The sequence below is a fragment of the Pseudomonas sp. PICF141 genome, assembly GCF_002286815.1.
Taxonomy (GTDB): domain Bacteria; phylum Pseudomonadota; class Gammaproteobacteria; order Pseudomonadales; family Pseudomonadaceae; genus Aquipseudomonas.
Genome location: NZ_MUNM01000024.1, coordinates 1 through 21,354, shown reverse-complemented (window position 1 = coordinate 21,354; position 21,354 = coordinate 1). Strand labels below are relative to the sequence as shown.

Here is a 21,354-nt window from a genome sequence, read left to right as displayed (position 1 = left end):
CTGCAGGGTAAAAAGTCACTATATCCGACAGACGGTAGCAAAACCTGTCAGATCTGACAGTTGGAAATAACCACGTTGACGCGCCTAATTCCCTCGACTGGACAGCAAGTTTAAAAAAAAAGCCTTTCGAATGTTTTGTATGAGTCGGTGATAGAAGAATGACCTCGATGACATTTTATCAATCACGAAATGCAGGCGTATTGGCAAAGCCGCTTTCAGTGGAGGGCGTCGACGACAACGATCCGACCGGACATATTCCCCGCGACTTTCTGATTATGGGGACTCGTATCGTTATTCCGTATTGGATTGATCCGGTACCTAACGATGAACTGTGGGTGGTATTGCGTCAGAACGGTGTGGAGCGCAGGCTCTACACGGAGTTTTATCCAGCGCCTCTGACCGTCCCGTTCTTGTATTTCGATTTGACAGCACTACACTTGGCAACTGACGGCATCGCATTCCTGTATTACAAAATCTGGAAAGGTTCGGGCGGTACCGATGACCCTTCACCGGAAAGACAACTGACCATCGATCACAGGCCACCTTTAACTTTGGCAGAACCCCGGTTTCGGCATGCCACACTTTGGGGTTATCTGAATAACAATACGGATCCTCCTCTGACAAATGGCGCCACGGTTGTAATTCCCGCTTTTATAAACATCGCTGTGCCCGGCGATGTTGCAAAAATCCACTGGCGGGGATACAGCAGTCTCAACGGCAGTGGGCCAGAGGTCCCGGGGACTTACGGTGTTTGGGATAAACCGCTCTCCGCTGCAGATATAACAAACGGATTTGATCATGTGGTGCCATTTCTGTCGCATATAAGTCTCTTATTCAATGATGATTCGGCCGTTGTGATTTGCCAATTGTTCAGGGGCGGGCGACTCATTGCGGAGTCAAACAAAGGCTTAGTGAAAATTGACAGAGTAACACCTGGTGAAAGTGGCCCGTCCGGCCTTAACGATGGAGAAATAAAAATGACAGCTCAAGAAAAGATTGTACGGCAACCAAGGCCTCGCCCTGAAAGTCTCGGTCAAGAACCGTTCGGTGTTTTGGCTACATCGGTCAACATCGACAAGTTGGCTGATGAGTCTATTGCTATCAGTGTTCTGGAGTCGGGGGAATTAACTTTCAAGTTGGCTCGCTTCACTGAAGAAGATGATGCCGACGAAGTAGATGTGTACTTTGCGAAAGGGACTGGCAGCTTAGAGTTGTTGCAGGGATTTATTCCACTGGGACCGATCGCGGGCCGTGATCCGGCTGCGATTGAGATCAAGGTTCCGACAGATATGTTTGTCGAGGACGCGCAGCCGGCCACGCCGACTCCTTATCAAGTGCAACTGATTGTCTACAAGGGCGGCGGCGGTACCGATGACCCTTCGAACATCGTAACGTTCAATATTGACCGTACCGCGCCGTTCGAGGTCAAGTATCCGTCGCGCATCAAAAATCCTCCGACGCCTGCCCCAACGTTTACCAATGCCCCAGCGGATGCTCAAAGGCTTGTTAATGAGGCATGGATGAAAGATCCCGCGAATGCGGAACTGAAATTCACCGTGAATGTCGGTTATCCATTACGTCGGCTCGATGATGACCTTGAAGTTCATTTGACATCAGCCGGCGTGAGCATACAGGTGTTCAAAGGCATGGTGGACGCCACCGGTGCATTTACGGTGCAGAGCACTGAACTGCGGAAACTGCCGAACGGGCGGGTCATGATCCATTATTTCTGGACAGACCTTCCTGGCAACAGAAGCGCGAGCTCTACGCCTGCCGCCGTTTTGACTTTGGGGCTTGCACTTGATCCGAAATTGAACAAAGCACCTCTGGTGCCGTTCACTGATCCGAACGCAACGACCACGATCTATCTTGATAACATTGCAGGCCTGACTGCAATTGTCGAGCGTGCATCCATTGACAACGCCGAGCCGGGCGATGAGATCACTCTAACTATAGAAGATCCGAACGATCCAACGATTTTTGTGGAAATTGGTACTCAACCGCTTGCAGATGCGGATGTGCCATTCACTGTTACTTACTCGCAACTTAATGAAATCTATGGCACGGCGCAAAGCGATAAACAAATAAAAGTCTATTTTGATCTCGTCCGGGGCATGGACTTATTTCGCTCTCCGGCGTTTTTTTTCACAACGAATCTCTACCCTTCAGGAGGGATTTATCCGGAATTGCCTGATTTGACAAACCCGGCTTTCGCTTTGCCCGTGGTGACCGGGGCCTCTAATACGACAGACCAACTGCTACCTGGCGATCGCGACAAACCAGGTAAATTTACAGTGACCCTTGCCCTGACTGATCCGCCCATTACATCCGGTGAAACGGCCAAGTGTTATCTTAATAATCAACTCGTGGGGGACTTTTCGCCCTTTGGTGACGCCACTGCCATTGAATTTTCTGTCACCATTTCCGCTCTTATCATCGCCGCGCTACCGACCCCAACAGTGCCGGCCCGCTGGACGCGCCAGAAATCGGGAATCGACAAAAACGTAATTAGTTCCAGTCCGAAAACTGTGACGGTCAGTGGTAAAAAAATCGATTTGCTGGCACCGGCCGTGAAAGTGCGTAATCCGGAACTCAAAAATCAAATTGATTGCTTTGCAATGATTAATGCCACGACCACCTGGCAGTTGGGGGTTTTGATTCCCGAAGATCTAATCAATTTGCCAATAGGAAAAGTAATCACCGTACATTTTGCTGCCTACAGAGACCCCGAAGGTACCGACTTGATTCTACGTACCGAGGCCTCGGCTCCCTATACCATCAAAGCGGCTGTAAAACTCGTAGTTACACCTGCTCGGACCGGTAAGCCTGAAATCTCTTTCATGGGAAATCTCGGTGCAGTTGGCGAAGCTGATAATTTCAAGGCGGCGCAGCCGGTGACAGGTACGAAAGCTTTTGGCAAGTACTGGTATACGGCCGATATAGGTGGCACACAAACTTCCGAGCCGATCATCATGCCGCTGGACTCCATTACTTCCAGCAGTGAGTACTGTGACCGGTTACCTGTTCCTGCTGCTGTTTAATATTCAATGAGGTCAATCGCCGGGGAGATTGTTCTCCCCGCGCTTTTGATGTTCTGTGGAAGATCAACATCCAAAAATCCCGCTCAGTTTGAAGATAAATCCGGCAGGGGTGAGGACTATTCCTACATCTAACTTGCAGATTGGTGATTAGTCTGTCGGACGTTTTTGGGGGCGGTATTTCTTGGTGCAAGAAAGCTCGCTTTCGAATTGGAGCATTAATAGGGAACCCTCATGCCACTTCTATCGAGCTTCAAACGCTGCAAAACAACCGGATTTCTATTCGCCGCCATCATGCTGTGCGCCCCTGCGGTGTACGGCAGGATACTCTTGCCCGGTGAGAACGCGACCGTAACCAATCCACCTGCGCCAGAAGCATGGTCGGTATCCCAAGGCGGAATACTGACGGTCGATAATGCCGAAGCACTGACGATCTTTTCACAAAACGCCAGTGTCATTTTCAACGGTGGTCAGAGTCAGCGGGTCGATGCCCGTGAGGGATCCAGGCTTGCACTGACAGGTGCAACAGTAAACAGCGCATCGGGAAGAGGCGCCATTTCGCTTAGCGACAGTTCTGCCACTATTGATAGCAGCATCATCACGAGCACCAATAGTTTTGGGCTTCTGTTGGGACGTGACATCAATACTCCGACGTCGTCCAGTGCGACGGTTACTGGCAATAGCGTAATCACCGGCGTTCCGGGAGGCGCGAATGCCGTTGGTTTTGCGGTGTTGAATCTCGAAAATTCAACCGTACTTGGCACCGGTGCAACCAGCTACGGTGTGCAATTGGGCGGCGCAACACTCTCGTCGACAGGCAGCACCATTTCTGGCGGGCAGGATGGCCTGCAAATCGTTACTGACAGCACGGGCGTCAATGCCAGCACTGTTACGCTCAACAGCACTCGCGTAACGGGCGGTACAGGGTCGGCGATCGTGCTGGGTTCGTCCGGCAGTGCCGGAACCGCCGCCAACATCAATGTTCTCGCTGGTTCCGAACTGATCGGCGGCAACGGCACATTGTTGCAAGCGACCAATCGTTCCACGGCCAACCTTAAAGTCGATGCAAGCAACGTGAGTGGCAATGTCATCGCCGATACCGGCAGCACTGTTGCGCTGCTGATGCAAAACGCGGCCTCCCTTGACGGCAATTTGCAGAACGTCACTCAGGTTAATCTCGATACCCGTAGTACCTTGAACGGCAATGTGTTGGCGGTTGCAGGCACCGGAGCCACGGTCAGTCTCGACAACGGATCGGTGATCAACGGCAATGTCGAGGATGTCTTCAGCTTGTCATTGAACAATGGCAGCAGCATGACCGGTGACGTGACCACCGACACCAATGGCAGCGTGCAGCTGGACAACGGCTCGCTGCTGACCGGTCAGATCAACAATTCAGGCAACCTGAATATCAGCAACGCAGCTCAATGGGTGATGACCGCAGACAGCAACGCCCAGCGTCTTGCCCTGAATGGCGGCGTGGTTCAGATGGGCACCAACGAACAGTTCCAGCAACTGAATGTGGGCGATCTTTCCGGTAACGGTACCTTTGTAATGGGCACCGACCTGGGCAACGGCAACACCGACTTCCTGAACGTGACGGGCAACGCCAGCGGACAACATCAACTGCAAATTTCCGCAACGGGTACCAATCCGGTAACTGCCGAGGCGGTGAAGGTCGGTAATATCGCTTCCGGTGATGCGAGCTTCTCGTTGGGCAATCGCGAAACAGTGGATGCGGGTACGTTTGTCTACAGACTGGCGAAGGAAGGCCAGGGCTTGTACCTGAACCCGGACAAGGAAACAGTCAGTACCTCGGCCAATACGGCACTGGCTCTGGCAGGCAGCGCACGCAGTGTGCTGAATGCTGAAATGGCCATGCTCAGCGATCAGTTGGGTGATCGCAGCATGAGCGTCCGACCCGAAGCATCGATGCGCGCGATGAACGACAGCTCGGTGAAAAATCTCAGCAACAGTGTCTGGGTTCGCACTTACGGCAATCAGTACAACGTCGATAACGCCTACGGTGATGGATACACCCAGAACCAGACGGGTATTACTGGCGGCGCCGACACAACGGTGGACCTGGGCGGCAGGTTGTGGGTGTTGGGCGGATTCGTCGGGACCAGCCACACCAAAATGGACCTCAAATACGGCTCCAGCGCCACTGTTGACAGTCTGAATGCCGGTGTCTACGGCAGCACCTTCGACGTTGAGAGCGGGGTGTTCGTCAATGTCATGGCCAAGATCAATCAGTTCGATAACAAGGCCAAAGTCACCATGAGCGATGGCACACGCACCAAGGGCGATTACAAAGCCTTGGGCGCCAGCGGCTCGGTTGCGGTGGGCAAGCATATTCGTTTGAAAAACGACTACTTTGTCGAACCTCAAGTGCAGCTATCGACCGGCGTTACTCAAAGCGACAAGTACCGGCTCGACAATGGCCTGGAAGTGAAAAGCGACACCATGCGTTCAGTGCAGGGCAAAGTGGGGGTCAAAGGCGGGCGAGTCATCATCCTCGATAATGGCAGCCTGGTGGAGCCCAGCCTGATGACGGCGGTCAATCACGAGTTTGTGAAAAGCAATGAGGTCAAGATCAATGACGACAGTTTCGATGATGACCGCGCCAGTAGCTCGATTGAGTATGGGGCGGGTTTGAAGTGGACTCCGGCTCAACGTAATTGGCAGGTTTCCGGTCAGGTGGGTGGCAGTAAAGGCACCACAGTCAGTCAGGACTGGAGCGGTAGTTTGAGAGTGAGCTATTTCTTTTGATGTAAGTACCGGCCCAGTCCGGTACGACGCGTAGTCCTTCCAAACCTGACGGCGGCGAACGCGAGTTGGGTATTCCGACGGTCACCGCCCGCTCGATCCAGCAAGCGTTGTTGCAAGTGCGGTGCGGACCCGGGAGGGTATGGCAGGGGAGCGGCCTATGAAGGCCGTCCCCCATGCCGATTTCTGATTGGGGTTGAAAGCACCCCAGCAAAAATCATCTTGCTCGATAACGCCCGGATAATTGCCATGCCGGCACGGGCAGTGCGTGTCTGCTCTGCCGGTTTTCGGCGCGGTTCACGGATCAGCGTTTTGCCTGTTTGATGTCAAAAATGCCGCTGACATGTATAAGGACGTTCTCAGCGGTCCGGAAATCCGCGTCCAATCTGCCTTCAGTGTGCCCGGTATTGGGAAGGGTGGTGAATTCCAGCGTCCCGTTAACAGCAGGGATAATACCTACATCGGGTTCCTGAAAATAACTGGCCCATGCATCCGGGTTGTTTCCCAGTGTATGTATTTTGGTTTCAACATGTTCCACAACTTGAAGTGCAATATGTGACCTTTGTGGATGGGGAAACTCAGGCTTCTCCATTCGGCCAATGATCTGCCAGTAATTCGGGAGACCGACGTGGGATCTATCCTTGAGTTCAATGCTGACCTCTTGGGCCTCGAAGCTGCCCAATTGATCACTGTAGGCTGTGAATGTACCGACGCCATAAATGGAAGAGTTGCTGACCCCGTCGACAATACCGGTCAAATCGAAAGTGCCATCGCTGATTTGTACGATAGTGGAACCGTTTTGGATTTCAAAACTGAAGTTGCCCTCCATCCTTTTTGTTTGCCAGTCATATTTCATTAGAAGTCTGCCGCTCCTCGCACGTAAAGCGACACCGTCCGGGAATCGGCTGTAGGATGCGAGATTGCCGCCATTTGCAGCCAATGACAGTTCAATTATGGAACCGTCACCGGGAATGTTAGCGGGAATCCAGAAATCGATATATTGGCTAACACCTTCAAACGCCATGCAAGCCTGCAGAAAGAATCTGTCAGAGTACTTCACGATCGCGAACTTGCTATTTGCGACAAAGTTTTCGTTGTAATAGCTGACGTTAGCCGACATGGTGCCGGTGGTATTGTGGGGGGTTCCATTATTCATCGCAGTGCTCCTTGGCCTTGGGCCGATGTTGAGATTCACTATGAGCAGTGAAAGCACAGAGTACTCGCAATAAAAAAGCCCGATAACTATCAGAGTTGACAGGTCAACCAAACAACCCCGCCGCAATATTGATCGAAAACCCCAGAATCGCCGTATTGAACACAAATCCGATTAACGATTGCGCCAGCACGATCTTGCGCAAATCCCGCGTCGCCACGCCGACGTCGGCCGTCTGCACCGCCACGCCGATGGTGAACGAGAAGTACAGAAAGTCCCAGTAATTGGGCGTTGTCAGGCCCTCGGCAAAACGCAGCGCCGGTTCCTTGCCGTCCCAAGTGTAATACAACCTTGCATAGTGCACGCTGAAAATCACTCCGATCAGCAGCCACGATCCGATTACCGTCAACGCCGTGACGCCATAACGCAGCAGTTTGCCGGTGGTTTCCAGATCCCGGCTGCCGGCGAGTTCGAAAGTGATGGTGGCGAGGCTGGCCAGCGCCGCGATGCTCACCAGCAGCAACACCAGACCGGCGTTTTCATCTTCGACTTCGGCAATGCGTTTCACGTCCGGGGCCTTGGCCCGCATGGTGAGCCAGAGCATCAGCACCAGATACGTCCAGACCCCGGTGTTCCAGCCAATGAGGATTTTGCTGATGATCGAGTCGGCGGGGGCCAGAATGCCGACCGCGAGGCCGAATGTGGCCGCGGCGGACAGGCGTGGGTGGGTGCGGGCGAGCAGGGGCATGGGAACTCGATGGGCCTGGGTGTCTAAATACCTTAGCCCAGGTTGTGACCACAACGATAATCCCTCGTAGGAGCGAGGCTTGCCCGCGAAGAGGCCGTCACATTCAACATTGATGTCGACTGACGCACCGTCTTCGCGGGCAAGCCTCGCTCCTACAGGGGATGTGTTGTGGCTTAGATGTTTTTGTGGCGCTTGCGTACGAGCTTCATCACCACGACGAAGAAGACTGGGACAAATACCACTGCCAGGGTCGCGGTGATCATCCCGCCGATTACGCCGGTGCCAATGGCTTGCTGGCTCGCCGAGCTAGCCCCGGTGGCGATTGCCAGCGGTACCACGCCAAGGATGAATGCCAGCGACGTCATGACAATCGGCCGCAGGCGCAGGCGCGCGGCTTGCAGGGTGGCGTCGATCAGGTCGTGACCTTCGTCGTACAAGCTCTTGGCGAATTCAATGATCAGGATCGCGTTTTTCGCCGACAGACCGATAATGGTGACCAGCCCGACCTTGAAAAACACATCGTTGGGCATCCCGCGCAACGTCACGGCCAATACCGCACCGAGTACACCCAGCGGCACCACCAGCAATACCGAGGTCGGAATCGACCAACTCTCATACAGCGCCGCCAGGCACAGGAACACGATCAGCAGCGACAGCCCAAGCAGAATTGGAGCCTGACTGCCGGACAAACGCTCCTGCAACGATAACCCGGTCCATTCCTGACCCAACCCCGCCGGGCCTTGCGCCACCAGCCGTTCGATTTCCGCCATGGCTTCGCCGGTGCTGTAACCGGGCGCCGGTTCGCCGGAAATGCTGATGGCCGGGTAGCCGTTGTAACGGGTTAATTGCGCCGGGCCCTGGGTCCAGTTGGCCCGAACGAAAGCCGACAACGGCACCATCTTCTCGCCGTTGTTGCGTACATGAATCTTCAGCAGGTCGTCGACCTGACTGCGCTGATCGCCTTCAGCCTGGACCACCACTCGCTGCATCCGCCCCTGGTTGGGGAAGTCATTGATGTAGGCCGAACCTACGGCGGTGGACAGCACGTTACCGATATCGGCAAAGGAAATGCCCAAGGCGTTGGCTTGCTTGCGGTCCACTTCCAGTTGTACCTGCGGTGCTTCGGCGAGGGCGCTTTCGCGCACGTTCATCAGGACCGGGCTCTTCTCGGCGGCGGCCAGTAATTGGCTGCGCGCCTGCATCAGCGTGGCATGGCCCAGGCCGCCACGGTCTTGCAGGCGGAACTCGAAACCACTGGAAGTGCCGAGGCCATCGACCGGCGGCGGCAAGACCGCAAAGGCCATGGCATCCTTGATCTGACTGAGCGCGATGTTGGCGCGGTCGGCAATCGAGCTCGCCGAGTCGTCACTGCCCCGATCCGACCAGTCCTTGAGCGTGGTAAACGCCAGCGCGGCGTTCTGCCCGCTGCCGGAAAAGCTGAAACCGAGAATCACCGTGCTGTCGCCGACGCCTGATTCGGTGGCGTTGTGCGCTTCGATCTGCTCGACCACCTGCACCGTGCGATTCTTGCTCGCGCCGGGTGGCAGTTGAATGTCGGTGATGGTGTAACCCTGGTCTTCCACCGGCAGGAACGAGGAGGGCAGGCGAATGAAACACAGGCCCAGGCCGACCAGCAGCACACCGTAGATCAACAGATAACGACCGGTGCGTTTCAGCGCATAGGCGACCCAGCCCTGATAACGCTCGGTCAGTTGTTCGAAGTGCCGGTTGAACCAGCCGAAGAAACCGCCCTTGGCGTGGTGTTCACCCTTGGCAATTGGCTTGAGCAGGGTTGCACACAGGGCCGGAGTCAAAGTCAGGGCGAGGAATGCCGAGAACAGAATCGACGTGGCCATGGAGAGCGAGAACTGCTGGTAAATCACCCCGACCGAGCCCTGCATGAACGCCATCGGAATGAACACCGCCACCAGCACCAGGGTAATACCGATGATCGCCCCGGTGATCTGCTTCATCGCCTTGCGCGTCGCGTCCTTGGGCGACAGGCCTTCGGTGGCCATGATCCGCTCGACGTTCTCCACCACCACAATCGCGTCATCCACCAGAATGCCGATGGCCAGCACCATGCCGAACATGGTCAGCACGTTGATCGAGAAGCCCAGCGCGAGCATGGTCGCGAAAGTGCCCATCAACGCCACCGGCACCACCAGCGTCGGAATCAGCGTGTAGCGTATGTTTTGCAGGAACAGGAACATCACCGCAAACACCAGCACCATCGCCTCGAGGAGGGTGTAGACCACTTTGGTAATCGAGACTTTGACGAAAGGCGAGGTGTCATACGGAATCTTGTATTCCACCCCGGCCGGGAAGTAGCGCGCCAGTTCGTCCATCTTCGCCCGCACCAGCGTCGCGGTGTTCAGGGCATTGGCGCCTGGCGACAGTTGCACGCTGACGGCGGTCGACGGTTTGCCGTTCAGGCGCGTGGAAAATTGATATTCCTGGCTGCCGATCTCGACCCGCGCCACATCACCGATGCGCACAGTTGAACCGTCCGGATTGGCTTTGAGCACGATGTCGGCGAATTCCTCAGGTGTCGACAGCTGACCTTTGACCAGAATGGTCGCGGTGATTTCCTGGGTGGTGCGGGTCGGCAAGTCGCCGATGCTGCCCGCCGAAACCTGAGCATTCTGCGCAACGATGGCGGCGTTGACATCGGCCGGGGTCAGGTTGAACCCGATCAGCTTGCGCGGGTCGATCCAGATCCGCATCGCTCGTTCGGCACCGTACAACTGGGCCTTGCCGACGCCGTCCAGACGCTTGATCTCGTTCATCACATTGCGCGCGAGGTAATCGCTGAGCGCCACGTCGTCGAGCTTGCCATCGCTGGAGGTGAGGGTGATCAGCAACAGGAAACCGGCGGAGACTTTCTCCACCTGCAAGCCTTGCTGAGTGACCGCTTGCGGCAAACGCGACTCGACCACTTTGAGGCGGTTTTGCACATCGACCTGCGCCATTTCCGGGTCAGTGCCCGGCTGGAACGTTGCGGTGATGGTCGCGCTGCCGAGGCTGCTCTGGGATTCGAAGTACAGCAGATGGTCGGCGCCGTTGAGCTCTTCCTCGATCAGGCTGACCACGCTTTCGTCCACGGTCTGCGCCGAGGCGCCGGGGTAGGTGGCATAGATTTCGACTTTTGGCGGCGCAACGTTCGGGTACTGCGCCACCGGCAACTGCACAATGGCCAGCGCACCGGCCAGCAGGATGAACAAGGCGATCACCCAGGCGAACACCGGACGGTCGATAAAGAACTGCGGCATAAAAAAGCATCCTGCTTACTGACCAGAAACCTGGGCAAGGGGAAGAGGGGTGTTATCTACCTGGACTTTTTCACCGGGGCGCGCATGTTGCAGGCCTTCAGTGACGATGCGGTCGCCGGGTTTGAGGCCGTGGGTGACGATCCAGCGATCGTTCTGCACCGCGCCCAGTTCGACCGGTTGCTGGCCAATGCGCTGTTCGGCGTCGAGCACCAGCACTTGGGCGATGCCGGCACTGTCACGCTGGATAGCCCGTTGCGGCACGCTGATGCCTTGCTGATTGAACGCTTGCTCCAGGCGCACGCGCACGAAGCTGCCCGGCAACAAGTCGAGGTCCGGGTTGGGGAACTCGCTGCGCAGGATGATCTGACCAGTGCCCGGGTCGACGGTGATGTCGGTGAACAGCAATTTGCCCGGCAGCGGGTAGAGGCTGCCGTCGTCCTGAATCAAGGTGGCTTTGGCCTGACCTTGGCCCACTTCCATTAATTGACCGGAACGGAACGCTCGGCGCAGATCGTTGAGTTCACGGGTCGATTGCGTCAGGTCGGCGTGGATCGGGTTCAACTGCTGAATCAATGCCAGCGGCGTAGTTTCGTTCTGCCCGACCAGCGCGCCTTCGGTCACGAGTGCGCGACCGATGCGCCCGGAAATCGGCGCGGTGACGGTGGCATAACCCAGGTTCAGTTTCGCCCGCTCCACGGCAGCTTTGTTGGCGGCGACATCGGCGGCGGTCTGCCGGGCATTGGCCCGGGCGTTGTCGTAATCCTGACCGCTGATGGCATTGCCTTCGATCAACTGGGCGTAACGCTGTTCTTGCAATCTGGCCTGGAATGCATTGGCTTCGGCCTTTCGCAGCGCGGCTTCGGCGCTGTCCAGGTCAGCCTTGAACGGTGCGGGGTCGATGCGGAAGAGAACGTCGCCTTTTTTAACGTCGCTGCCTTCACGGAAGGCCTGCTGCAATACCACGCCGGCCACACGGGCGCGCACTTCGGCAATGCGGGGTGCGACAATCCGCCCGCTCAGTTCGCTGCTGATCGACAGCGGCCGGGCTTCGACGGTTTCAACCCGCACGGTGGCCAGCGGCGCCTGTTCTTCGGCGGTCGAGGACTGATCACAAGCACTCAGCATCAACGCCAGTGCAATCAGGCTGAGCCGGGCAAGCAGATTCTTTGACATGTAAACACCCCAATATTGACCCCCTTATCCTACGGGGGGCCGACGAGGGTAGCGGTGAAGCTTTGTAGGCGCTGTGTGAAATTGTGTAAGGGTTTTGCTCACGCGGGCGTGAGGGCGTATATCCTTGGCGGCCGCTTCGCGCTCGATCGCGGGCAAGCCTCGCTCCTACAGGATTTGTGCCGGACGCCAATCCGCCGACCAACCGCAACCCTGTAGGAACGAGGCTTGCCCGCGAAGAGGCCCTAATGGTCACCACAGCACTTTCTGGAAACACCCCATGCCCAACATCCTCCTGGTCGAAGACGACTCCGCGCTTTCGGAACTGATTGCCAGCTACCTGGAGCGCAACGGTTATTGCGTCAGCGTGATCAGCCGTGGCGATCATGTGCGCGAACGGGCGCGGCTCAATCCTCCGGACCTGGTGATTCTCGACCTGATGCTGCCGGGGCTCGACGGTTTGCAGGTCTGCCGCTTGCTGCGCGCCGATTCGGCGACTTTGCCGATCCTGATGCTCACCGCTCGCGACGACAGCCACGATCAAGTGTTGGGCCTGGAAATGGGGGCCGACGATTACGTCACCAAACCATGCGAACCACGCGTTTTGCTGGCCAGGGTACGCACGTTGCTGCGCCGAAGCAGCCTCAGCGAACCGATGACCGCCAACGACCGCATTCTGATGGGCAATCTGTGCATCGACCTGTCCGAGCGCACCGTGACCTGGCGCGAGCAACCGGTCGAACTGTCCAGCGGTGAATACAACTTGCTGGTGGTGCTGGCCCGGCATGCCGGCGAAGTACTGAGCCGCGACCAGATTCTGCAACGCTTGCGCGGTATCGAATTCAACGGCACCGACCGCTCGGTGGATGTCGCCATCTCCAAGCTGCGGCGCAAATTCGACGATCACGCTGGCGAGGCACGCAAGATCAAGACCGTGTGGGGCAAAGGCTACCTGTTCAGCCGCTCCGAGTGGGAATGCTGAGTCGATGTTCAGAATCCTGTTTCGCCTCTACCTGGTGACTATCGTCTCGTTCAGCGCGGCGATCTACCTGGTGCCGGACCTGGTGATCCAGGTGTTCCATGAGCGTTTTGTCACCTACAACCTCGATTATTCCCGAGGTTTGCAAACGCTGATCGTCAAGCAGTTTCGCGCGGTGCCTACTGAGCAGTGGCCGGCGCTGGCAGACGAAATGGACAAGGAATTCCAGCCGCTGAACATTGTGTTGGCCCGGAACAATGATGCCGAATTTACGCTGGATGAACGTGCGCGCTTGCAGCGCGGGGAAAACGTCGTGCGCATCGGTGATTGGGGCTGGCGTACCTTGGCCGTGGCACCGCTGAACGAGAAACTGGTCGTCAAGATGGTCGTGCCGCCGGACCCGACGGACGTCAGCTGGTTGTACTGGAGCATCAACGTGCTGATCGGCGCGACCATGCTTGCCTGTCTGTTGCTGTGGTTGCGCCCTCACTGGCGCGACCTGGAGCGCCTCAAAAGTACCGCCGAACGTTTTGGCAGGGGACACCTGAGCGAGCGCACACAGATTTCCCCCAGCTCCAACATCGGCAACCTGGCCAATGTTTTCGACACCATGGCCGGCGACATCGAAAACTTGCTCAACCAGCAACGCGATCTGCTCAACGCCGTGTCCCATGAGTTGCGCACGCCACTGACGCGGCTGGATTTCGGCCTGGCCCTGGCGCTGTCCGATGACTTGCCGGCCACCAGCCGCGAACGCCTGCAAGGCCTGGTCGCGCACATTCGAGAGCTGGATGAGCTGGTGCTGGAGTTGCTGTCTTACAGCCGTTTGCAAAACCCGGGGCAACTGCCGGAACAGGTCGATGTGTCGCTGGATGAGTTTATCGACAGCATTTTGGGCAGCGTCGACGAAGAACTTGAATCACCGCAAATCGTCATCGATGTGCTGCTCAACGGCCAGCTCGAACGCTTCTCACTGGACCCGCGCTTGACCGCGCGGGCGATCCAGAACCTGCTGCGCAACGCCATGCGGTACTGCGAAAAACGGATTCAGATCGGCGTGCAGGTGTGTCCCAAAGGCTGTGAGATCTGGGTGGATGACGATGGTATCGGCATTCCGGAAGAAGAGCGGGAGCGGATTTTCGAGCCGTTTTATCGGCTGGACCGCAGCCGGGACCGCGCCACTGGCGGGTTTGGTCTGGGGCTGGCGATCAGCCGCCGGGCGCTGGAAGCACAGAGCGGCACACTCACCGTGCAAGCTTCGCCGCTGGGGGGCGCGCGGTTTCGGCTTTGGTTGCCGACACTTGTTTGAATTCTTTCACCGTCCCCTGTGGCGAGGGGGCTTGCCCGCGTTCGGCTGCGAAGCAGTCGCCAATCCTGTCCCCCGTGATGTGACTGAAGAAATGCAAGGGGCCGCTTCGCGACCCAACGGGGGCAAGCCCCCTCGCCACAAGAATTACCAGTCTTGGTGAGCGTTCAGCTTCGGGCAAGCCTCGCTCCTACAGGGGAATGGTGTCGGATACATAACGTGCGACCGACACATAACCCGTAGGAGCGAGGCTTGCCCGCGAAGAGACCGGTGCAGACACCACAGAACCCGGAACAGTCCCGCATTTGGCCGAACCGCAGCCTTACTGCCAGTACGGATGCCTTGTTATAGTTCGGGCCTCGTTTTCTACCCGGTAAAGGATCACTGCCATGTCTCAATACACCGCCTTCAGCGTCGAACTGGCCGATAACATCGCCCATGTGCAGATCAATCGTCCGGAAAAGATCAATTCGATGAACGCCGCGTTCTGGAGCGAGATCATCGAAATTTTCCGGTGGATCGACGACACCGATGAAGTCCGGGTGGTGGTGCTCGGCGGTGCCGGCAAGCATTTTTCTTCCGGGATCGACCTGATGATGCTCGCCGGCGTGGCCAACGAGTTGGGCAAGGATGTCGGGCGCAATGCACGTATCCTGCGGCGCACGGTCCTCAGGCTGCAAGCTTCGTTCAATGCCGTCGACAACTGCCGCAAGCCGGTGCTGGCGGCGATTCAGGGTTATTGCCTGGGTGGCGCCATCGACCTGATTTCAGCCTGCGACATGCGTTACGCGGCCCAGGATGCGCAATTTTCCATCAAGGAAATCGACCTCGGCATGGCGGCCGATGTAGGCACTTTGCAACGCTTACCACGGATAATCGGTGACGGCATGCTGCGTGAACTGGCTTACACTGGTCGCACCTTTGGCGCCGACGAAGCGCGTTCCATCGGCTTGGTCAACCGCGTCTACAGCGACACCGTCAGCCTGCTTGAAGGTGTGATGGGCATTGCCCGCGAGATCGCCAGCAAGTCGCCGATTGCCGTCGCCGGCACCAAGGAAATGATCAGCTACATGCGTGACCATCGCATCGACGACGGCCTCGAATACGTCGCTACCTGGAACGCCGCCATGCTGCAATCCACCGATCTGCGCGTGGCCATGGCCGCCCATTTGAGCAAACAGAAACCCGAATTTCTGGATTGATTAACCATGATTTCACGCTGGACCACCGCAGTACTGGACACCGATCAACCCGGCGGCTGGGCCGTGGCGCGCAGCCCTGAAGGTTTTTTGTTCGATGACAATGGCGCGCTGTTTCCGCGCGAATGGCTCAAGCGCCAGGACCTGTCGATTCTCGGCGAGCATGGCATTGGTCTTCTGGATGGCGAACCGGTCTACTTGCTGGAGCTGCGTAGTCACAGCGACGTGCCAGGCTGTAACTGGAAAGGCTTGCGAGCGTTCATGCTCGAGGACGATCACACCGTCTACAAGGTGCTTGGCTACGCGGCGCAAATCGGTACATGGGCCCGTGAACACCGTTTTTGTGGCAATTGCGGGCAGGTGATGAACCAGGTGCCCCGTGAGCGAGCGATGTACTGTGAACCCTGTGATATTCGCCACTATCCGCGCATTTCACCGAGCATGATTGTGCTGGTGACCCGTGGCGACGAGGTTCTGCTGGCTCGCTCGCCGCGTTTTGTCACCGGGGTCTACAGCACGCTGGCGGGGTTTGCCGAGCCGGGTGAATCGGCCGAGGATTGCCTGATTCGCGAGGTCCGCGAAGAGGTGCAGATCGAGGTCAAGAACATCCAGTACATGGGCAGTCAGTGCTGGCCGTTCCCGCATTCGATGATGCTCGGTTTTCATGCCGAGTACGCCGGTGGCGAGATTGTCTGTCAGGAGGACGAGATCGAAGACGCCCAGTGGTTCAACGTGCATGAGCTGCCGCCGTTGCCGGCGTCGCGCTCGATTGCCCGTTACCTTATCGACGTCTATGTGGCGCGGCGCTTAGGCCACGCTGAACCAGTGCTGCCAGGCTAACCGGACGGTCAGGCCGAGTACCACGGTGATGAACACAGGGCGAATGAATTTCGCACCGCCGCTGATGGCGGTGCGCGCCCCGAAGAAGGCGCCGACCATCACCGACAGGCCCATGCTCAGGCCGATGATCCAGTCCACCTGTCCGGAAAAGATGAACACCGACAGCGCCGCGATGTTGCTGACGAAGTTCATGCTGCGTGCCACGCCACTGGCCTTGACCAGGTCGATGGGGTAGAGCAGCAGGCTGCTGACGGTCCAGAACGCCCCCGTTCCCGGACCGGCCACGCCGTCGTAGAAGCCGAGGCTGAAGCCCTGGCTCGACTGCCACTTCTTCTTGATCGGTGCGTCGCTGTCCAGTGGCGCCTTTGGTGTGCCGCCGAACAACAGGTACAGACCGCAGGCGAACACGATCACCGGCAGCATCTTGTTCAGCCATTCCGCCGGCAGGTAATGAGCGACCACGGCACCGGTGAGTGCGCCCACCAGCGTACCGACAATGGCGTGCATCCATTGCCGTGGATGAAACAGTTTGCGCCGGTAGAAGGTGAAACTGGCGGTGGCCGAGCCGAAGGTCGAACTGAGTTTGTTAGTGCCCAGTACCAAGTGCGGCGGCAGGCCGGCGGTCAGCAGCGCCGGGGTGGTCAACAGACCGCCACCGCCAGCGATGGCATCGATAAAACCGGCAATGAAAGCGACGAGGGCCAGAACGGCCAAGGTAGTGAGGTCAACGCTGAGTTCGAAAGGCATGGAATCGGCTTATTCGGCAGGGCGCAGAAGATGGGCTGCGGGGGAAGGCCGGTATCTTACCCATAAAGTTATCCTGATACAGCCGATCGTTCCCACGCCTTACGTGGGAATGCCGGTATGTGCGCTTCGGATGTGGCGCGGAGCGTCATGGGATGCATTCCCACGCGGAGCGTGGGAACGATCATCGAGGTGAGGTGAAGTTACAGACCCAGATCGGACAAGCCCGGGTGATCATCCGGTCGGCGACCCAGCGGCCAGTGGAACTTGCGCTCGCTTTCCTTGATCGGCATGTCGTTGATGCAGGCGTAACGGTTGAACATCAAGCCGTTCTCGTCGAACTCCCAGTTCTCGTTACCGTAGGAACGGAACCAGTTGCCCGAATCGTCATGCCATTCGTAGGCATAACGCACGGCGATACGGTTGTCGCCATGGGCCCAAAGCTCCTTGATCAGCCGGTAGTCCAATTCCTTGGCCCATTTACGGGTCAGAAAGCTTTTGGCTTCTTCGCGGTTGTGAGCGAACTCGGCGCGGTTACGCCACTGGGTGTCCAGGGTATAGGCCAGCGACACCCGTTCCGGGTCGCGGGAGTTCCAGCCATCTTCGGCCAGGCGAACTTTTTCGATGGCCGATTCCCGGGTAAAGGGTGGCAATGGCGGACGAACTTCGGCAGTAGACATATCAAGTCTCCCTATCAAATTAATGTTCCAGCAAGTTGTCGGCTTATTTAAAGTGTTACAGGTCCAATAACTTTCGCGCCATGCATTGCGCATTATCGGCGGCACTGTGATCACCCATCACAAGCGCTACGGTAATGGCACCGTCGATCAGGATCAGCAGCTGTCTGGCCAGCGTCTCCGGGTCTGTAGCGCCATGTTCGGTACAGAGCTCGCACAGGTAGTCGAGCAGTTTCTGTTTGTGGTCTTTGGCAACCAGGCGAACCGGGTCTTGGGCATCGCCGGTTTCGCCGCTGGTGTTAATGAAGGCGCAACCGCGAAAGCCTTCGGAATCGAACCAGGTCCTGAGCACGGTAAACAGGTTGAGCAGCCGCTCGGCCGGGGTTTTTGCCTTGCCGACTTCCGTTCGGTACCACTGCATCCAGCGCACATCACGGCGTTGCAGGGCCGCGACGGTAAGCTCCTCCTTGTTGGCGAAGTAGCGGTAAATACTTTTTCTGGAAACGCCGGCGGTTTTCACCAGAAGATCCATGCCAGTGGCCGCGATGCCACTTTTGTAGATCAACTTTTCGGTGACATCCAGAATGATGTCGCGTGTGTCGTTGCTAGTGATTTCGTTCATGTGGCCAACAGTAGAATGATCGTTCTCCTTGGTCAAGAAATTATTTCTGGTGGCTGTGAGATTGTCTTCGCGGGCAAGCCTCGCTCCTACAGGGGAATGCAATCAACCGCAGGAACGAGGCTTACCGCGAAGAGGCCATTACAGACAGTAACAAGACCCAAACCCATCCATGGTGTAAGCTCTCGGGTTCTTCGGATTCGACCCTTTGCGAGCCCTATGCCGTCGCTTTTCAAACGCTCTCTGCTGCCTAAACTGCGCAGTTTTCCGCTGACCGCCGATGCCGTCACCATCCTTTCCGGCGCTGCCGAATTCCGTCGTTGCCTGCTGGAGCAAATCGCTCAGGCAACCCGGCGCATCTATATCGTCGCGCTGTACCTGCAACAGGATGAGGCCGGGCAGGAAATTCTCGATGCCCTGCATGCCGCCAAACTGGCGCGCCCGGAACTGGACGTGGTGGTGGTCGTGGACTGGTTGCGCGCCCAACGCGGTTTGATCGGTGCCGGCAAGCAGCCGGGCAACGCGGCCTGGTATCAGGAGATGACCCGGACCCACGAAAGCGTTGTGCCGGTGTACGGCGTACCGGTGCAGACTCGCGAACTGTTCGGCGTGCTGCATTTGAAGGGCTTCGTGATCGATGATTGCGTGCTCTACAGCGGCGCGAGCCTGAACAATGTTTACCTGCATAAATTCGGCAAGTACCGCTTCGATCGTTATCACTTATTGCAGAATCAGGCGCTGGCCGATTCGATGCAGCACCTGATTCAGCACGGCCTGATCGCCTCCCAAGCGGTGCATCGCCTCGACCTGCCGAACCTGCCGACCACCCGCAGCTTGCGTCACGACATTGGCGATTTGCGCAGCCGTTTAAAGCATGCGGCATACGACACCACGGCAGGCAGCACGGTGAAGGGCGGTTTATCGGTCAGTCCATTGCTCGGTGTGGGCAAAAACAACCCGTTGAGTCGGGTGATTTGCGAGCTGATTGCCAGCGCCCAGCATCAGCTGACCATCTGCACGCCGTACTTCAACCTGCCGCTGGCCGTAACCCGGGAAATCAACCGGGCGCTGGCGCGGGGGGTGAAGATCGACATCATCGTCGGCGACAAAACCGCCAATGATTTCTACATCCCGCCCAGCGAACCGTTCAAGGTGATCGCGGCGCTGCCCTACCTTTACGAAATCAGCCTGCGACGCTTCGCCAAGCGCCATCAGCGCAGCATCGACAGTGGCAGGCTGAACCTACATTTGTGGAAAGATGATGACAACACCTATCACCTGAAGGGCATGTGGATCGATCAGCGCTACACCTTGCTGACCGGCAACAACCTCAACCCGCGTGCATTCCGTCTCGACCTGGAAAACGCGTTGCTGATCGATGATCCGAAAGGCGAATTACTGGCGCCGCGTGACAAAGAGCTGGCGGAGATTTTCCTGCACACCCACCGCATCGAGCGGTATCAGGATCTGGAAACGCTGCCGGATTATCCGGCGGGGGTGGCCAAGTTTCTCAAGCGTGTGAGCCGGGTACGGATCGAGCGGTTGTTGTATCGGATTTTGTAGGTCCCCGCACGGCGAGGCAGGTGTGGTGCCTGTGCGTTAATATGCTCACCACTCAAACAACAAGGCTCGCCTCGGTCAATGTCGGAAAAAGACACCATCGCCGTTCAACTGGTGCGTGAAGCGCTGTTGCAAAGTTGCGCCCCGGGCGCTGCCACCGCAGAGGTGTTGAATAAGGTCGGCATCGATCCTGCGCTGCTGCAAACCAGCGACGCCCGTGTTCCTGCCACTGCTTATGCACGGCTGTGGCGCTTGCTGGCCCGGCGCGGGGACGATGAATTCTTTGGCATGGACCCGCGCAAACTCAAGTCCGGCAGTCTGGAGTTTCTGTGTCGCTGCTCCATGGCTCAGCCGACCCTGTCCGCCGCGCTGACCTCGGGCTTGAGCTTTCTGTCGTTGATGCTCGAGCGCTTGCCCGCGCAATTGGTGCGCCAGCAAAGCCTGGCGGAAATCGTCCTGCTGGAGGACGACGAAGACCCGCGCCGCGCCTTTACCTACTTCACTTACTGGATGATCGTGCATGGCGTGGCCTGCTGGCTGGCGGGGCGGCGGATACCGATCCTGGCCATCGAACTGCGTTGTCCGGCGCCGGATTTTTGCGATGACTACCGGGTGATGTTCTCCGAGAACCTGCGGTTCGACCGACCGCGCACGCGGATGATTTTCTCGGCTGACTGCCTGGACTTGCCGATCAAGCGCAGCCCTGAAGAACTGAAGCGATTCCTCGCTCATGCGCCAGCGAATATCCTGGTCAAATACCGCGATCCCGAGAGCCTGGCCAGCCGAATCAAATACAATTTGCGGCAATTGCCCGCCGAGCACTGGCCGGAAACCGAGGCGCTGGCGCAGCGATTGTGCATGTCCGCCTCGACCCTGCGCCGCCGCCTGGCCGAAGAGGGCCAGACTTATCAAGGGCTCAAAGACAGTGTGCGCAAGGAGCTGGCGATCGTCTGGCTGGCCGAGCCTGCCATCAGCTTCGCCGAAATCGCCACCCGTTTGGGGTTTGCCGACACCAGCTCGTTCTACAAGGCCTTTCGCAAGTGGTCGGGGTCCAATCCTGGGCATTATCGGAGTTTGATTCTTAACGAAGCCGACTGATCCGGACCTTGTGCTGATTGGTCTGGCGCCTTCGCGGGCAAGCCTCGCTCCTACGGGGGCGGTGGCGAACTTGGCGATCCGGGACCTAATGAAATGGCTACCCCCGCCTCCCCCCCTGTGATCGCCCACTAAGCTTTCACCGGGGGCTCATCGGAGATCATTGCCATGAACAACGTAGCTAT

Annotated in this window: 16 protein-coding genes; 8 read left to right on the top strand and 8 right to left on the bottom strand. The window is 57.5% G+C overall.

Annotated features, from left to right (window positions below):
• The first annotated feature begins 167 nt into the window (after positions 1-167).
• Positions 168-3,041 carry a hypothetical protein gene (locus BZL43_RS03570; protein WP_177409306.1) on the top strand — a complete coding sequence of 958 codons (2,874 nt, stop codon included), beginning with the start codon at positions 168-170 and terminating at the stop codon, positions 3,039-3,041.
• Between the two features lie 215 nt (positions 3,042-3,256).
• On the opposite strand, the gene BZL43_RS28455 is transcribed toward BZL43_RS03570, so the two are convergent.
• On the bottom strand, positions 3,257-3,502 hold the full coding sequence (locus BZL43_RS28455; protein WP_256582793.1) for a hypothetical protein: 246 nt from the start codon (positions 3,500-3,502) through the stop codon (positions 3,257-3,259).
• Positions 3,503-3,767: 265 nt separating this feature from the next.
• On the opposite strand from BZL43_RS28455, the gene BZL43_RS03565 reads away from it, so the two are divergent.
• Positions 3,768-5,810 (top strand): autotransporter outer membrane beta-barrel domain-containing protein, encoded by a 2,043-nt coding sequence (locus tag BZL43_RS03565; protein ID WP_256582792.1) that lies wholly within the window; start codon positions 3,768-3,770, stop codon positions 5,808-5,810.
• A gap of 301 nt (positions 5,811-6,111) precedes the next feature.
• Here BZL43_RS03565 and BZL43_RS03555 read toward each other — a convergent pair whose 3' ends face one another.
• The 4 genes from BZL43_RS03555 to BZL43_RS03540 form a co-directional block, all read right to left on the bottom strand.
• A complete protein-coding gene (locus BZL43_RS03555) occupies positions 6,112-6,963 on the bottom strand; it encodes a hypothetical protein (protein ID WP_095631025.1) in 852 nt (283 codons plus the stop codon).
• 103 nt (positions 6,964-7,066) lie between these two features.
• Complete coding sequence (locus BZL43_RS03550; RefSeq protein WP_095631024.1) at positions 7,067-7,708, bottom strand: DUF1345 domain-containing protein; 642 nt, start codon at positions 7,706-7,708, stop codon at positions 7,067-7,069.
• 173 nt (positions 7,709-7,881) lie between these two features.
• On the bottom strand, positions 7,882-10,980 hold the full coding sequence (locus tag BZL43_RS03545; protein ID WP_095631023.1) for an efflux RND transporter permease subunit: 3,099 nt from the start codon (positions 10,978-10,980) through the stop codon (positions 7,882-7,884).
• A gap of 15 nt (positions 10,981-10,995) precedes the next feature.
• Positions 10,996-12,153, bottom strand: a complete 1,158-nt coding sequence (locus tag BZL43_RS03540) for an efflux RND transporter periplasmic adaptor subunit (RefSeq protein ID WP_095631022.1) — start codon at positions 12,151-12,153, stop codon at positions 10,996-10,998.
• Between the two features lie 277 nt (positions 12,154-12,430).
• On the opposite strand from BZL43_RS03540, the gene BZL43_RS03535 reads away from it, so the two are divergent.
• The 4 genes from BZL43_RS03535 (at position 12,431) to nudC (ending at position 16,474) form a co-directional block, all read left to right on the top strand.
• Entirely contained in the window at positions 12,431-13,132 is a 702-nt protein-coding gene (locus BZL43_RS03535; protein WP_095631021.1) for a response regulator transcription factor, read from the top strand.
• Positions 13,133-13,136: 4 nt separating this feature from the next.
• Positions 13,137-14,438 (top strand): ATP-binding protein, encoded by a 1,302-nt coding sequence (locus tag BZL43_RS03530; protein WP_095631020.1) that lies wholly within the window; start codon positions 13,137-13,139, stop codon positions 14,436-14,438.
• 386 nt (positions 14,439-14,824) lie between these two features.
• A complete protein-coding gene (locus tag BZL43_RS03525; protein WP_095631019.1) occupies positions 14,825-15,637 on the top strand; it encodes a crotonase/enoyl-CoA hydratase family protein in 813 nt (270 codons plus the stop codon).
• A 6-nt stretch (positions 15,638-15,643) separates the two neighbouring features.
• Positions 15,644-16,474: an NAD(+) diphosphatase gene (gene nudC / locus BZL43_RS03520; protein WP_095631018.1), complete on the top strand. Its 831-nt coding sequence runs from the start codon at positions 15,644-15,646 to the stop codon at positions 16,472-16,474.
• Here the strand turns inward: nudC and BZL43_RS03515 are convergent.
• The 3 genes from BZL43_RS03515 to BZL43_RS03505 all read right to left on the bottom strand — a co-directional run bounded on the left by BZL43_RS03515 (position 16,442) and on the right by BZL43_RS03505 (position 18,517).
• A complete protein-coding gene (locus BZL43_RS03515) occupies positions 16,442-17,221 on the bottom strand; it encodes a TSUP family transporter (protein ID WP_095631017.1) in 780 nt (259 codons plus the stop codon). The genes nudC and BZL43_RS03515 overlap by 33 nt on opposite strands.
• Positions 17,222-17,421: 200 nt before the next feature.
• Complete coding sequence (locus tag BZL43_RS03510) at positions 17,422-17,898, bottom strand: nuclear transport factor 2 family protein (protein WP_095631016.1); 477 nt, start codon at positions 17,896-17,898, stop codon at positions 17,422-17,424.
• A gap of 55 nt (positions 17,899-17,953) precedes the next feature.
• Positions 17,954-18,517, bottom strand: coding sequence for a TetR/AcrR family transcriptional regulator (locus BZL43_RS03505; protein ID WP_095631015.1), 564 nt, complete (start codon positions 18,515-18,517; stop codon positions 17,954-17,956).
• 216 nt (positions 18,518-18,733) lie between these two features.
• On the opposite strand from BZL43_RS03505, the gene pssA reads away from it, so the two are divergent.
• Positions 18,734-20,077: a CDP-diacylglycerol--serine O-phosphatidyltransferase gene (gene pssA, locus BZL43_RS03500; RefSeq protein ID WP_095631014.1), complete on the top strand. Its 1,344-nt coding sequence runs from the start codon at positions 18,734-18,736 to the stop codon at positions 20,075-20,077.
• A 78-nt stretch (positions 20,078-20,155) separates the two neighbouring features.
• The gene (locus tag BZL43_RS03495) at positions 20,156-21,172 is read left to right on the top strand and encodes an AraC family transcriptional regulator (protein ID WP_095631013.1); all 1,017 of its coding nucleotides are present in this window, start codon (positions 20,156-20,158) and stop codon (positions 21,170-21,172) included.
• The last annotated feature ends 182 nt before the right edge of the window (positions 21,173-21,354 follow it).